Here is a 13491-nt window from a genome sequence, read left to right on the forward strand (position 1 = left end):
CGGGAGGAAGCCGTGAATCCTCAGGGCGCCACGACACGAGCCACCCGGTCAACCCGGACGACCGCCGAGAAGAAGACCACCCTGCTCTACGCCCGACCCGGGATCATCGTCACGGTCGACCGGTTCACCGTCGGCCGCAACAGCTGGCAGGTCGCGGAGCTGACCCACCTGCACACCACCCGCGGCCCGCACGACCGGGTCGCCGTCCGGGCCGTCGTGGTCACCGGCGCGATGATCGGCGCCGTCGGCCTGCTGCTCGGCTTCACCGGCGGGCTGCAACGGCTCACCGCCGGGGCGTACCTCACCCTGGGGGTGGTGTTCCTGCTGCCGGTGCTGCTCGCGGTGGCCGGGGACCGCTGGCGCCCGCCCGCGTACGAGCTGTGGGGTCGGCGGGGGGCCGACGAGGTGCTGCTCTTCACCAGCGACGACGAGCGGCAGTTCGGCCAGGTCACCCGGGCCCTGCGCCGGGCCCGGGAGATGAACCGGTACGGCGGCTGGGAGGACCCGCTCGCCTCGGTCGACCCGTGGCGGCCGACCCGCTGAGCCGCTCAGCCGGCGACCGGCTCCGGGGTGAGCTCGGGGCGCGTGGTGACCCAGGCGCTGACCCGGCGCTCGGCGTAGAAGGAGACGAACGGCACCGTGCCGGCCAGCATCACCAGGACCATCCGCTTCAGCGGCCAGCCGGCCCGGCGGGACAGGTCGAAGGCGGCCAGCAGGTAGAGCATGTAGAGGAAGCCGTGGGCCTGACCCACCGTCTCCACCACGACCGGGTTGTCGAACCCGTACTTCAACGGCATGCCGATCACGACCAGCAGGATCAGCGCCACGCCGACGATCCAGGCGATCACGCGGTACCGGGTCAGGGCTGCGCCCACCGTCGTCCGTCCTTCCGAGCCCGGCGTCAGCCGGGGTAGTCGCCGGGCCGGGCGCCCGGATTGTCGTTCAACCATTGCAGGTACCGGTTGTACGCGGCCAGGTCGGCGTCCTCGCCGCCGGCCGCCACGGGCACGCGGGCGACCCGCACGGGTCGGCGTACCGCCGGACGCGTCGCGGCGGCCGCCGGGGCTCCGGCCGGCCGCGTCCCGACGGCGGGCGACGGCTCGTCCGGCCGTGCCGGCTCGCCGTCCGGCGCGGTCGGACCGTGCAGGGTGTGCCGGACCTCACGCCACCAGACGAAGACCACGAAGCCCGCGAAGATCGGCCATTCGACCGCGTAGCCCCAGCTCAGTGTGTTGCCGGCGGCGGCCCGGCTGACCTGCCACCAGCCCAGCCCCAGGAAACCCGAGACCAGCACGACCATGGCCACGTGGCGCACGATCCACGCCGGGGTCCAGAGCCGCTTCATGGCATCGAGGGTACCGGGAGCCGTGGTGGTCTCCGACGCGGTGTCGTAGTCGGTCGGAGGGTTTGGTGCCACCCGGTGTGGGCATCCGTCTAGACGCCAGCCCAAAACAGACCAGGGGGGCGACATGACCGGATCAGTACGGCACGACGACTTTCCGAGCCCGGAGCAGCGGATGCCCGAGTGGGGTGGTGACCAGGTGCACGACATGGCCTCCGGCGGCGCGGACGCCGAGGACGAGCTGCTCGGCGTCGACCCCGCCGAGCTGGACGACGAGGACCTGGTCCGCGAGATGCACAGCCTGCACCGGACCCGGCTGGACACGCTGCGGCACGCGTCCGACTCCGCGCTCGCCCACCACCTGCGGCGCACGGCGGAGCTGGAGACCGAGTACCTCGCCCGGCACCCGGGACGCGAGGTCGACCCGAGCCGCCTGCGGGACGCCTGATGGCGTCCGCCGAGCGGGGCGTGTCCGCGCCACCGGAGGTGGTGTTCAACACCGCCACCGACCCCGACCGGGCGTCGGCGTGGCTGCCCGAGCCGCTGCGCGCCGACGGCACCCCGGCCGAGCAGGTCAGCGCCGACGAGCTGCGGGCCCGCTGGAGCGCGGCCGGAGAGTGGGCCGCCGAGATCCGGGTCGAGCCGGCCCAGGCCGGTGGCGCGCGGATGCGGCTCGACCTGACCGGTGGGTCGGACGCCGACCGGCTGGCCGACCAGGCCCTGGAGAGCCTCGCCCGCGAGGTGGCCGACAACCTGCAGGCCGGCTGAGCCCGGCCGCGAGGCCCTGAGACATCAAGGAGACCGGTGACCGACCTGAAGGAGAAAGTGGCGCGGCTGCGCCGGGCGTACGCGCCGAACGAGTACCGGCCGCTGAGCGGCTACCTGGTCTCGATGGGCACCTACACCGGGGTCGCCGCGACCCTCGCGGCCCTGGTGAAGGTGACCGGCCGCCCGGTGCCCGAGCGGCCCGCGCCGGCCGACGTGGTGCTGATCTCCATCGCCACGCACAAGCTCAGCCGACTGCTCGCCAAGGACGCCGTGACCAGCCCGCTGCGGGCGCCGTTCACCCGCTACGACAAGCCGATCGGCAGCGGCGAGGTCATGGAGCAGGTCCGTGACCAGGGCAGCGGCACCCGGCACGCGATCGGGGAACTGCTCAGCTGCCCGTTCTGCCTCGCCGTCTGGGTGGCCACCGGGCTCACCGGCGGTCTGGTGCTCGCGCCCAGGCTCACCCGCCTGGTCGCCACCGCGCTGACCGCCGTGGCGGCCTCGGACTTCCTCCAGATGGCGTACGCCGTGGCGCAGCAGGCCGCCGACGGCGACAAGCACGACGAGGACTGAGTCGGCGCGGACATGACGAAGGGGCCGGCGCGCCGCCGGCCCCTTCGTCATGTCGGTGTCGCCCCGGTGGTCACGTCGGTGTGGTGCCGTGGTCCTCGCCGGCCCAGCCGCGCGACGCCTCCGGCTCCCGCTCGTCCTCGTCCGCGCCGGTGATGATCTCCCGGTCGACCGCGGTGCGGTCGTGCTCGTTGGCGAAGTCCGGCTCGGGGAGGGTGTCCTGCCCCTCGGGGGGTTGGCCGAGCGCCGGCAGCTCGTCGTGGTGCTTCTCGTGATGGGACATCGTGCTCTCCTTCTCCTCCTCGGCCGCCCGCCGTCCGTCGGGGTGCGCCTCCGGCGGCCTGCGCCGCTCGCCTCGCTGCGCCGGGCGTGGGCCGCGGCGTCGGATCGGAAGTCGTCAGGCGACCGACCCGCCGAGCAGGTCCGCCGCCTCGTCGGCCGCGTACTCGCCCTGGGGCAGCGCCGCTATCCGGGAGAGGAGCTGCGCGGGGAGTTCCGCGGAGACCGCCCGGCGGTAGATGTCCGCCTGGCTGATCCGCTCCTGGCCGTGGTAGAGGTCGTCGAGCAGCTCGTCGAGGCGCCGGCTGTCCGGCTCCTCGGTGACGGGCTCGTCGGTGACGGGCTCGTCGGTCACGGGTGCGTCATCGGTCACGCAGGTCAGCTACCCGAGGCCGAAACGGTCAAACGCCGCGGCTCCGGCGTGACCCCGTTCACGCCGCGGACCGGAACACCGCAGGAGGCGCGCCGGTTGAGTCAGGTGTCGGTGTGACCAGTGTCCCCGGGCCTCACCTAAATTGCCTTCGCGGAAAACCGTTCGGCTGGAGCCGCGTCGTGCCACTCGCCGAGAGGCGACCTGCACACCGACACCAGCGCCGCCCCGAGCCCACCCGGGCCCGGGGGCGGCGCTGTCTGCGGATCAGGCCGGCGCGGGGGCGGCGGTGCGCCGGCGGGTCCGGACCGCCTGGGCCAGGTGGGCCAGGACCTCTTCGGTGGTGTCCCAGCCGATGCAGGCGTCGGTTACCGACCGGCCGTAGGTCAGCTCACGGGTGGGGTCGAGCTCCTGCCGGCCGTCGAGCAGGAAGCTCTCCAGCATGATGCCGACGATGCCCCGCTCTCCGGTGCCCAGCTGCGCCGCCACGTCGGCGGCCACCAGCGGCTGGTTGCGGTGGTCCTTGCCGCTGTTGGCGTGGCTGGCGTCGATGACCAGCCGCTCCGGCAGCCCGGCCGCCCGGAGCAGGTCCAGCGCGCCGGCCACCGACCCCGCGTCGTAGTTGGGTCGGCCGCCGCCGCCGCGCAGCACCAGGTGCCCGTCGGCGTTGCCCCGGGTGTGCATGATCGCCGGGGTGCCGGAGAAGTCGATGCCGGGGAAGACGTGCGGAACGCCGGCGGCGCGGATGGCGTCCACGGCGGTGCCGATGCTGCCGTCGGGGCGGTTCTTCATCCCGATCGGCATGGACAGGCCGGAGGCGAGCTGCCGGTGCACCTGGCTCTCCACCGTCCGGGCGCCGATCGCGCCCCACGCCACCGTGTCGGCGATGTACTGCGGGGTGATCGGGTCGAGGAACTCGCAACCCACCGGGAGGCCGAGGCGCAGCACGTCGAGCAGGAGCGCCCGGGCGGTGCGCAGGCCCGTGTTGACGTCACCGGAGCCGTCCAGCCCCGGGTCGTTGATCAGACCCTTCCACCCCACCGTCGAACGCGGCTTCTCGAAGTAGACCCGCATCACCACCAGCAGGTCGTCGGCGAGCCGGTCGGCGGCGGCGCGGAGCCGGTGGGCGTAGTCCAGGGCGGCGGCCGGGTCGTGCACCGAGCACGGGCCGACCACCACCAGCAGGCGGTCGTCGGTGCCGTCCAGCACCCGACCGACCGCGCGCCGGCCGGTCAGCACGGCGGAGGCGAGCGGCTCGTCCAGGGGAAGTTCGTGGTGCAGCAGGGCCGGGGTGGTCAGCGGCACGACACGGTCGATCCGCTGATCACTGACCCGGTCGGTCTCCGGGGTCGTCACGGTGGGCATCCTTCCGCCGACCGATTCCCGGGGCCGGTGCCCGGGTCGAGCCGGCTGCTCGTACGCAAAAGGGCAGGAACGAAAGCTCCTGCCCGGCCGGCTCGACAACTGGTGACGTCAGATCATGGTGAAGTCACCGGCGGATGAGCCGGCTGCCTAAACCATCGATACGAGCGCGTCACGTGGCCAAGCGTACCCGACAGGCCGGCGGAGCCTCATCAGGTCGTCGGACAACCCTCGCCTTACGTTTACCTCCATCGATGACACCGACGGTAGCCTCATCGGCACCCAGCGGGCATCTTCCAGGAGGTTCACATGGACCGTCGCACCATCCTGCGCGCCACCGCCGTCGGCGGCGCCGCCGCCTTCTCCGGCAGCCTCTGGGCCGGCGCCGCGCTGGCCGCCCCGGCGCAGCCCGGCACCAGCCCGTACGGGCCGCTCGGCGCCGCCGACGCCAACGGCATCCAGCTCCCCGCCGGCTTCACCAGCCGGGTGATCGCCCGCTCCCGGCAGGCGGTGCCCGGGACGTCGTACACCTGGCACGACGCGCCCGACGGCGGCGCCTGCTTCGTCGCCGGCACCGGCTGGATCTACGTCTCGAACTCCGAGATCTCCACCACCGGCGGGGTCTCCGCCGTGCGCTTCAACGCCGACGGCAGCATCGGCTCGGCGTACCGGATCCTGTCCAACACCAACCGCAACTGCGCGGGCGGCGCGACGCCGTGGGGCACCTGGCTCTCCGGGGAGGAGGTCAGCCGGGGCTACGTCTACGAGACGTACCCGCAGGGCGGCAAGGCCGGCGTGCGACGGGCGGCGATGGGGCGCTTCACCCACGAGGCCGCGGCCTGCGATCCGGACCGCAGGGTGATCTACCTGACCGAGGACGAGAGCACCGGGTGCTTCTACCGGTTCCGGCCGACCACCTGGGGCGACCTCTCCGCAGGCACCCTGGAGGTGCTGGTCGCCGGCACGGCCACCAGCGGCCCGGTGAGCTGGGCGCGGGTGCCCGACCCGGACGGCTACCCGACCGCCACCCGCAGCCAGGTCTCCGGCGCGAAGCGCTTCAACGGCGGCGAGGGCTGCTGGTACGCCGGCGGGACCTGCTGGTTCACCACCAAGGGCGACAACCGGGTCTGGGCGTACGACGCGGTCAACCAGCGCATCGATCTGACGTACGACGACTCGCTGGTCACCGGGACGGCCCCGCTGACCGGGGTGGACAACATCACCGGCGCGCGCTCCGGCGACCTGTACGTGGCCGAGGACGGCGGCAACATGGAGATCGTTCTGATCACGCCGGGCGACGTGGTCGCCCCGTTCCTGCGCATCACCGGGCAGTCGTCGTCGGAGATCTGCGGGCCGGCGTTCTCGCCCGACGGCAGCCGGTTCTACTTCTCGTCGCAGCGCGGCACCTCCGGCTCCTCCTCCGGCGGCATCACCTACGAGGTGCGCGGCCCGTTCCGCGCCTGACGCCTGCCTGATCGGGTTCGATCCGGTGGCCTCCGCCAACCCCGGAGGCCACCGTCTCGGTGATCGAGCGCGGGTCATGCGGCGTGCGCGGCGCGCGCACGGGGTATGTGGGCCGACATGAGCCACGAGCAGAGCGACCAGGAACGGGTGGAGTCCCGCGCACACCTGCTGCCCGAGGAGGCGGCCGTCGGCAGCGAAGACGCGGAGGCGCAGGCCGACGCCATCCTGACGGAGTCGGACATCCGCGAGGAGGACCGCAACGCCGCGCCGGACACCTTCCTGGAGCGGCGTACCTCCGATCAGACGGTGACCGCGAGCGAGCCGCCGGACTGAGTCGCGCCCCGCGCCCGTTGCGAGCCCCGGTAGGTGTGCTCGCGCAGCCAGGTGAGCGGGCCGGCCGCCCGCAGCCCGGCCGGCAGGTTGCCGATCGGGTCGAAGGCCAGCGCCGCGTCCTCCCGGGCGCTGAGCTGGGCGCCGATGCTGACCTGTCCGAACGGCCGCCACGGCCCGACCGCGGACGCGACCGCGAGCACCAGGCGCGGCGCGTCCGCCGCGGCCGCGGCGGCCAGTTGGGCCAGGCTGCGCCCCAGGTCGGGCGAGTCCGGGTCGGCCAGCGCGGCCAGGAAGAGCCGCCGCCGACCCGAGCGGAACGGCATGATCGTGCTGTACGTCCCGGCGAAGCGCCGCCGGGGCAGCGGCAGGTGCCGGAGTACCGGCGCGGCCCCGCTGGAACTGACCAGCAGGTCGAACGGCCTGCCCTCGCCCGGCTGCACCCGGACGGCCAGCCCGAGCACGTCTGGCCAACTGCCGGGGGTGGGCACCCCCTTGGAGAGCCGGAGGGTCGCCGGGTAGCGGCCGGGGCGGTCCAGCAACGCGACCCCGGTCGGCGGTCCCGGCGTACCCCACACCGTCACCTCGCCGGCGAAGGAGCGGCCGGCCGGGTGCAGCAGGCGGGCCCGGCGCAGCCGGGTCAGGGCGGCGCTCGCGCGTTCGACGGCGACGGCGGCCCGGTCGGAGAGGGTGGCGGCAGGCGGCATGACCACCCGGTACCCGGCGCTGCGCCGTCGATGCCTCACTGCGACGCGTCACGTTTCCGCCCGTCTGATCGGATAGCGTCGTGCCATGCCCGACAGCGGTTACCCCTGGCCCATCGAGACGACCCGACTGGACAACGGCCTGCGCGTAGTGGTGAGCGAGGACCGCACCGCCCCCGCGGTGGCGGTGAACCTCTGGTACGACGTCGGCTCCCGACACGAGCCGGAGGGGCAGACGGGCTTCGCCCACCTCTTCGAGCACCTGATGTTCGAGGGCTCGGTCAACGTGGCCAAGACCGAGCACATGAAGCTGGTGCAGGGCGCCGGCGGCTCGCTCAACGCCACCACCAACCCGGACCGCACCAACTACTTCGAGACCGTCCCGGCCGAGCACCTGGAGTTGGCGCTCTGGCTGGAGGCGGACCGGATGGGCGGCCTGGTCCCGGCGCTGACCCAGGAGACGCTGGACAACCAGCGGGACGTGGTCAAGAACGAGCGGCGCCAGCGCTACGAGAACGTCCCCTACGGCGACGCCTGGCTGCGGCTGCTGCCGCTGCTCTATCCGCCCGGGCACCCCTACCACCACGCGACGATCGGCTCGATGGCCGACCTGAACGCCGCCGACCTGGCCACCTTCCAGGCCTTCCACTCCACGTACTACGCGCCCAACAACGCGGTGCTCACCGTGGTGGGCGACGCCTCGGCCGCCGAGGTGTTCGCGCTGGCCGACAAGTACTTCGGCGCACTTCCGGCCCTGGAGGAGATTCCGGCCGCGCCGGACGGGCGTACCGTCGCGGGCACCGGCCGGCCCGCCGTGGAGACCGTCACCACGGACGTGCCTGCGCCGCGCGTCTACGTCGCGCACCGCACCCACCCCTTCGGCAGCCCCGGCTACGACGTGGTGACCGTGCTCGCCACCGTCCTGGGCAGCGGGCGGGGCAGCCGCCTCTACCAGCGCCTCGCCGACGGGGAGCGGATCGCCCAGCCGGACCTGGTCGGGGCGTACGGGGTGGACCTGGCGCATGCGCCGGCGCCGCTGATCGCGACCGCCACGGCCCGCCCCGGGGTGAGCGGCGAACGGCTGGCCGCCGGGCTGGCCGAGGTGGTCGACGAGCTTGCCAGCGTGCCGGTCACCGCCGCCGAGCTGGACCGGGCCAAGGCGCTGCTGAGCACGGCCTGGTGGCGGCAGATGTCCACGGTGGACGGTCGCGCGGACACGCTGGGCCGCTACGCCACCCAGTTCGGCGATCCGGCGAAGGCCGCCGACCGGCTGCCCGCGTGGCTCGCGGTGACCGCCGAGCAGATCGCCGAGGCCGCGGCCGAGGTGCTCGCCGCCGACGACCGGGCGATCCTGACCTACCTGCCCGAGCAGGGCCGGTGAGCGCGACGAGTGCGCGGCGCGACCCGCAGCACGCCAGCCCCGCAGTGGTGAACGAGAGGAAGCTCTGATGACGCTGATCGCCGTCCGTCCCGGCGCGGGCGCCGCCCGCCCGTACCGGTTCCCGCAGGTGGTCCGCCGCACCGTGGCCGGCGGTCAGGTGGTCGCCGCGCACCTGCCGGGGCAGAACCTCGCCGTCGCGCTGCTGCTGCTCGACGCCGGCGCCGGTCGTGAGCCGGCCGGCAAGGAAGGGCTCGGCGGCGTGCTCGCCAAGGCCCTGGAGGAGGGGACCGCGCAGCGGGACGCCACCGCGTACGCGCTGGCGATCGAGGCGCTCGGCACCGAGCTGGTGACCGGGCTGGACTGGGACTCCTTCCAGGTCAGCGTGCAGGTGCCGGTGGAGCGGCTGAGCGCCGCGGTCGAGCTGCTCGCCGAGGCCGTCCGGACGCCCCGGCTGGATCCGGACGACGTCCGTCGGGTCCGCGACGACGAGGCCACCGCGCTGCGGATGGAGTGGGCCAATCCCGGCCCGCGCGCCGACGCGGCGCTGCGCGCCGACCTGTTCGGGGCGGACAACCGCTGGGGCCGCCCGATGTACGGCGACCCGGACTCGGTGGCCGCCCTGGACGTCGAGGACGTCACCGTCTTCCACTCCGAGTGGTTCATCCGGCCCGGCACCCTGGTCGTCGCCGGTGACCTGGACCGGCTCGACCTGGACGCGCTGGGCGCGGCGGCGTTCGCCGGCACCGGCGGTGGGCCGGTGGAGCGGGGTGGCCCGATCGAGGTGGCGCCCCGCCCGGGGCGCCGGATCATCCTGGTGGACCGGCCCGGCTCGGTGCAGTCCACGCTGCGGTTGGGGCATCCCTCCCCGCACCGCGCCCACCCCGACCACGTGCCGATGACCCTCGCCGGCACGGTGCTCGGCGGGGCGTTCACCTCCCGGCTCAACCACCTCATCCGCGAGGTGCGCGGCTACACGTACGGCATCCGGGGCGACTTCGCCTCCTCCCGCCGGTTCGGCCGGTTCGCGGTCAGCTCCGGCGTGCAGACCGCGGTGACCGCGCCGGCCCTGGTCGAGGCGGTCGGCGAGATCACCCGTACCCGGGAGACCGGGGTGACCGAGGAGGAGCTGGCGGTGGCGCGGTCCTGGCGGGCCGGTCAGCTCTCGGTCGAGTTGCAGAGCCCCCGGGCGATCGCCTCCGCGCTGACCACCCTGGTGGTGCACGACCTGCCGGACGACTACCACGCCCGGCTGCGCGAGTCGCTGCTCGCGGCCGACGTGGCGCAGGTCTCCGCGGCGGCCGCCACGCACCTGCGCCCGGAGGAGCTGACCCTGGTGGTCGAGGGCGACGCGGCGGTGATCCGCGACGACCTCACCGCCACCGGCCTCGGCGACCTGGTCGACCACCACTCCTGACCCGCCCCCGGGCCCGCCCCGTCGCCCCTGGGGCTTGTCGTCTGATCGATCTCCGGATCGGCACGACAGGCCCCAGGCCTGCGGGGCGGCGGTGTGATGTGGGTCGCGCGGGCGGTGGCGAGCCGCGGGACGCCGGGGAGGGGTCCGGGGTGGGGATGTTGTGGTGTGGCGGGTGGGTGGCCGCAGGATCTTTCGGCCCGCCCGGGGCGCGGGGTGGCGTCGTTGCGGGACGGGCAGCGGACCGGGTGACCGAGGCCACGGCCCGAACCGGTCCGTGATCGCCCGGGCGGTGGGAAAGAGTTCCCGGTCGGGGCGTCGGGCTGGGTAGCCTCGCGGGCATGAGGATCGGCATTGTGGGGGCCACCGGCCAGGTCGGTGGCGTGATGCGGCAGGTGCTGGCGGAGCGGGAGTTCCCGGCGGAGCAGGTGCGGTTGTTCGCCTCGGCTCGGTCGGCCGGGCGCACCCTGCCCTGGCGGGACGGCGAGGTGACCGTCGAGGACGCGGCCACCGCCGACTACGCCGGGCTGGACATCGTGCTCTTCTCGGCCGGCAAGGGCACCGCGAAGGAGCTCGCGCCCCGGGTCGCCGAGACCGGAGCGGTCGTGATCGACAACTCCTCCGCGTTCCGGACGGACCCCGAGGTGCCGCTGGTCGTCGCCGAGGTCAACCCGCACGCCGCCGCCGTCCGCCCCCGGGGCATCATCGCCAACCCGAACTGCACCACCATGGCCGCCATGCCGGTGCTGCGCCCGCTGCACGCCGAGGCGGAGCTGGTCGCGCTGGTCGTCTCGACGTACCAGGCGGTCTCCGGCGCCGGCCTGGCCGGCGTCGCCGAGCTGGACGAGCAGGTCCGCAAGGTCGCCGAGCACGCCTCCGGGCTGGCCTTCGACGGCGCGGCGGTGGAGTTCCCGGCACCCCGCTCCTTCGCCCGGCCGATCGCGTTCAACGTGTTGCCGCTGGCCGGCTCGATCGTCGACGACGGCTCCTTCGAGACCGACGAGGAGCAGAAGCTCCGCAACGAGAGCCGCAAGATCCTGGAGATCCCCGGGCTGAAGGTCTCCGGCACCTGCGTCCGGGTGCCCGTCTTCACCGGTCACTCGCTCCAGATCAACGCCCGCTTCGCCCGTCCGGTCACCCCGCAGCGGGCCCGCGAGCTGCTCGACGGCGCACCCGGCGTGGCGTTGAGCGACGTGCCGACCCCGCTGCAGGCCGCCGGGCAGGACCCGACCTACGTCGGTCGGATCCGGGCCGACGAGACCGTCGAGCACGGTCTGGCGCTGTTCTGCTCCAACGACAACCTGCGCAAGGGCGCCGCGCTCAACGCGGTGCAGCTCGCCGAGCTGGTCGCCGCCGAACTCCGCTGACGTGCCCCGTCCGACGCCGACCCCGGACCGGGCGGCGTCGGACGGGGTCGGGGACGGGCTTGCGGGTGGCGCGGGCGGTCAGGAACTCCTCGACCATCCCCTCCCGTCCGCCGACTGGGCTGTGGCCACCGGACCACCGTGCTTGGATGGACTCCGGCGAGGACTGCTCGATGTGGAGGATGCCGTGCCCGAGGACCAGGCCCAGCGCGCCCTGACCGACCTCATCGCCGGCCGCTGGCTCGGCGTCCTGGCCACCGTCAAGCGGGACGGGCGCCCCCAGCTGTCCAACGTGGTCTACTCCTTCGACCGGGAGCAGGGGCTGATCCGCGTCTCGGTCACCGACGGCCGCGCCAAGACCGCCAACCTGCGCCGTGACCCCCGGGCCAGCTTCCACGTCAGCAGTGACGACGGCTGGGCGTACGCGGTGGCGGAGGCGCGGGCGGAGCTGACCCCGGTCGCCCGCCAGACGGGCGACGCGACCGTCGACGAGCTGGTCGGGCTCTACCGGGCGGTGCAGGGCGAACACCCGGACTGGGACGACTTCCGGCGGGCGATGGTCGCCGAGGGACGGCTGGTGCTGCGTCTGCACGTGGAGCGCGTCTACGGCATGCCCCCGCGCGGCTGACGGCTCCGGGCCCCGGCGAGCCGGGTGGCCGGTCCGCGGGGGCGGTCAGCCGGGCGGGACGACCGTGACGCCGGGCCAGCGCTGCGCCGGGCGGTGGCGGGCCAGCCGTTCCCGGGACCGGGCCACGTCGACGCGGGCCGGATTGTGCCGTCACACCCCGCCGAGCAGGTCGCCCAGCCCGTACGGGGCGCAGACCGCGAGCCGGTCGTCGGCGTCGAGGCGGACCGCGACGGCGGTGGCGAACTCCGGCCAGGTGGCCACCGCCTCCGCCACGCTCCGGTACGCCTCGATCTCCTCGCCGCCGAACTTCGCCGCGTACCAGGTGTGCACGGCCGCCTGGTTGCGCGCCTCCCACGGTGGCTCGGCCCAGGCCGCCGCCAGCCGGTCGGTGGCCCGGTGGTCGTTGTCCCGGCTGAGGTCGTCGGGGTCGAAGAAGACCACGTCCACGTCGCGCACCGACCCGGGGTCGAACCCGGTGCCGTAGCGCTCGCCCCAGACCAGGTCGCGCAGCGTGCCGGCGCCGATCCAGGCGTCGGGCAGGCCCGAGTCGTGCACCACGGTCAGCGCCCGCAGCACCCACGGGCTCGCGGCGACGATGTCGCACAGGTCACGTTCGTCGTCGGTCATTGGCGAACACCCTACGGCGCGGTGCGGGGCACCGGGGTCGGCCGGGTTACCCCGCCCGTGGCGGCGGGTAGACCGCCGTGCTGACTTCGAGAGGGGAGCACCATGACAACGGTCGGAGAGTTCATGACGACCCGGTTGGTGACCATGGACGGCAACGACACGCTGACCGCCGCGGCGCAGGAGATGCGCGACAGCGCCATCGGTGACGTGGTGGTGACCGACGGCGACAACGTGGTCGGAATCGTGACGGACCGGGACATCACGGTCCGTGGCGTGGCGGAGAACATGGACCCGAGCTCGACCATGCTCAACCAGATCACCACCAAGGACGTGATCACGGTGAGCCAGTACGACGACGCGGTGGCCGCCGCCGACCTGATGCGGACGTACGCCGTGCGCCGGTTGCCGGTCATCGACGACGGCCGGCTGGTCGGCCTGATCTCGATGGGCGACCTGGCCGTCGAGCGGGAACCGCAGTCGGTGCTCGCCGACATCAGCGCCGACGAACCGAACAACTGATCCGTCCGCCGCGGGCGACGCCGGCTTCCCTTCCCGGGAGCCGGCGGCACCGTGTCGCGGTGGTGAACGGGGGCGACCGTCAGGCGGCGTCGACCTGGACGGTCACGGTCGATGCGCCCCGGGCGGCGCGCACCGTCTCGGCCTCCGCCTCGATCTCCTGGCGCAGCCGTTTCGGCATCGTCTCGAACGGGGTGACCGTGAGGTCCAGCCGGGCCTTCGCTGCCTGCTTCGCGCGCCAGGTGCCGCGGATCTCGCCGTCGACCAGGAGGGCGCCCGGGTTGCCGATGATCCGCCAGAGCTCTCGGTGGTGGGCCTTCTCCGGGACCAGCACGTCGCGGTCGCGCGCCTGGAGGAACGGGTCGCCGGGCGGTA

General features: G+C 74.0%; 19 protein-coding genes. 11 read left to right on the forward strand and 8 right to left on the reverse strand.

Going from position 1 to position 13491, the window contains the following annotated elements; genetic code table 11:
* Positions 1-12 precede the first annotated feature (12 nt).
* Positions 13-543: a DUF6232 family protein gene (locus NCC78_RS06530; RefSeq protein ID WP_250792368.1), complete on the forward strand. Its 531-nt coding sequence runs from the start codon at positions 13-15 to the stop codon at positions 541-543.
* Between the two features lie 5 nt (positions 544-548).
* On the opposite strand, the gene NCC78_RS06535 is transcribed toward NCC78_RS06530, so the two are convergent.
* On the reverse strand, positions 549-875 hold the full coding sequence (locus NCC78_RS06535; protein ID WP_250792370.1) for a DUF3817 domain-containing protein: 327 nt from the start codon (positions 873-875) through the stop codon (positions 549-551).
* A gap of 26 nt (positions 876-901) precedes the next feature.
* The gene (locus NCC78_RS06540; protein WP_250792372.1) at positions 902-1345 is read right to left on the reverse strand and encodes a hypothetical protein; all 444 of its coding nucleotides are present in this window, start codon (positions 1343-1345) and stop codon (positions 902-904) included.
* Positions 1346-1469: 124 nt separating this feature from the next.
* Here NCC78_RS06540 and NCC78_RS06545 point away from each other — a divergent pair, with 124 nt between their 5' ends.
* Genes NCC78_RS06545 through NCC78_RS06555 form a run of 3 tightly spaced genes read left to right on the forward strand, consistent with a single transcriptional unit; the run spans position 1470 to position 2683 of the window.
* Positions 1470-1790, forward strand: a complete 321-nt coding sequence (locus NCC78_RS06545; RefSeq protein WP_250792374.1) for a DUF6158 family protein — start codon at positions 1470-1472, stop codon at positions 1788-1790.
* Positions 1790-2110, forward strand: coding sequence for a hypothetical protein (locus NCC78_RS06550; protein WP_250792376.1), 321 nt, complete (start codon positions 1790-1792; stop codon positions 2108-2110). The genes NCC78_RS06545 and NCC78_RS06550 overlap by 1 nt, the downstream gene beginning before the upstream one ends.
* Positions 2111-2146: 36 nt before the next feature.
* Entirely contained in the window at positions 2147-2683 is a 537-nt protein-coding gene (locus tag NCC78_RS06555; protein WP_250792378.1) for a DUF1360 domain-containing protein, read from the forward strand.
* Between the two features lie 70 nt (positions 2684-2753).
* Here the strand turns inward: NCC78_RS06555 and NCC78_RS06560 are convergent, their stop codons facing one another.
* From NCC78_RS06560 to NCC78_RS06570, 3 genes are all read right to left on the reverse strand, one after another.
* Positions 2754-2963: a hypothetical protein gene (locus NCC78_RS06560; protein WP_250792380.1), complete on the reverse strand. Its 210-nt coding sequence runs from the start codon at positions 2961-2963 to the stop codon at positions 2754-2756.
* 114 nt (positions 2964-3077) lie between these two features.
* Positions 3078-3332: a hypothetical protein gene (locus tag NCC78_RS06565; RefSeq protein ID WP_372495075.1), complete on the reverse strand. Its 255-nt coding sequence runs from the start codon at positions 3330-3332 to the stop codon at positions 3078-3080.
* Between the two features lie 264 nt (positions 3333-3596).
* A complete protein-coding gene (locus NCC78_RS06570) occupies positions 3597-4694 on the reverse strand; it encodes a 3-deoxy-7-phosphoheptulonate synthase (RefSeq protein ID WP_250792383.1) in 1098 nt (365 codons plus the stop codon).
* Between the two features lie 306 nt (positions 4695-5000).
* On the opposite strand from NCC78_RS06570, the gene NCC78_RS06575 reads away from it, so the two are divergent.
* Complete coding sequence (locus tag NCC78_RS06575) at positions 5001-6155, forward strand: alkaline phosphatase PhoX (protein ID WP_250792384.1); 1155 nt, start codon at positions 5001-5003, stop codon at positions 6153-6155.
* 117 nt (positions 6156-6272) lie between these two features.
* A complete protein-coding gene (locus NCC78_RS06580) occupies positions 6273-6488 on the forward strand; it encodes a hypothetical protein (protein ID WP_250792387.1) in 216 nt (71 codons plus the stop codon).
* Here the strand turns inward: NCC78_RS06580 and NCC78_RS06585 are convergent.
* The gene (locus NCC78_RS06585) at positions 6455-7192 is read right to left on the reverse strand and encodes a phosphodiesterase (protein ID WP_250792389.1); all 738 of its coding nucleotides are present in this window, start codon (positions 7190-7192) and stop codon (positions 6455-6457) included. The two genes, NCC78_RS06580 and NCC78_RS06585, sit on opposite strands and share 34 nt — an antisense overlap.
* An 85-nt stretch (positions 7193-7277) precedes the next feature.
* Between NCC78_RS06585 and NCC78_RS06590 the strand changes: the two genes are divergently transcribed.
* The 4 genes from NCC78_RS06590 to NCC78_RS06605 all read left to right on the forward strand — a co-directional run bounded on the left by NCC78_RS06590 (position 7278) and on the right by NCC78_RS06605 (position 11973).
* Complete coding sequence (locus NCC78_RS06590; protein ID WP_250792390.1) at positions 7278-8570, forward strand: M16 family metallopeptidase; 1293 nt, start codon at positions 7278-7280, stop codon at positions 8568-8570.
* A gap of 67 nt (positions 8571-8637) precedes the next feature.
* The gene (locus tag NCC78_RS06595; RefSeq protein WP_250792391.1) at positions 8638-9984 is read left to right on the forward strand and encodes a M16 family metallopeptidase; all 1347 of its coding nucleotides are present in this window, start codon (positions 8638-8640) and stop codon (positions 9982-9984) included.
* Positions 9985-10322: 338 nt separating this feature from the next.
* Positions 10323-11348 carry an aspartate-semialdehyde dehydrogenase gene (locus tag NCC78_RS06600; protein ID WP_250792400.1) on the forward strand — a complete coding sequence of 342 codons (1026 nt, stop codon included), beginning with the start codon at positions 10323-10325 and terminating at the stop codon, positions 11346-11348.
* A gap of 184 nt (positions 11349-11532) precedes the next feature.
* Positions 11533-11973, forward strand: a complete 441-nt coding sequence (locus NCC78_RS06605) for a PPOX class F420-dependent oxidoreductase (RefSeq protein ID WP_250792402.1) — start codon at positions 11533-11535, stop codon at positions 11971-11973.
* 150 nt (positions 11974-12123) lie between these two features.
* Here NCC78_RS06605 and NCC78_RS06610 read toward each other — a convergent pair whose 3' ends face one another.
* Positions 12124-12600, reverse strand: coding sequence for a nucleotidyltransferase family protein (locus NCC78_RS06610; protein WP_250792404.1), 477 nt, complete (start codon positions 12598-12600; stop codon positions 12124-12126).
* 102 nt (positions 12601-12702) lie between these two features.
* On the opposite strand from NCC78_RS06610, the gene NCC78_RS06615 reads away from it, so the two are divergent.
* Positions 12703-13119 (forward strand): CBS domain-containing protein, encoded by a 417-nt coding sequence (locus NCC78_RS06615; RefSeq protein ID WP_250792407.1) that lies wholly within the window; start codon positions 12703-12705, stop codon positions 13117-13119.
* A 79-nt stretch (positions 13120-13198) separates the two neighbouring features.
* On the opposite strand, the gene NCC78_RS06620 is transcribed toward NCC78_RS06615, so the two are convergent.
* Positions 13199-13491, reverse strand: a 293-nt coding sequence (locus NCC78_RS06620) for a DNA glycosylase AlkZ-like family protein (protein WP_250792409.1), incomplete at its 5' end; no start/stop codon positions are given.

Source organism: Micromonospora phytophila (assembly GCF_023656545.1).
Lineage (GTDB): Bacteria > Actinomycetota > Actinomycetes > Mycobacteriales > Micromonosporaceae > Micromonospora > Micromonospora phytophila.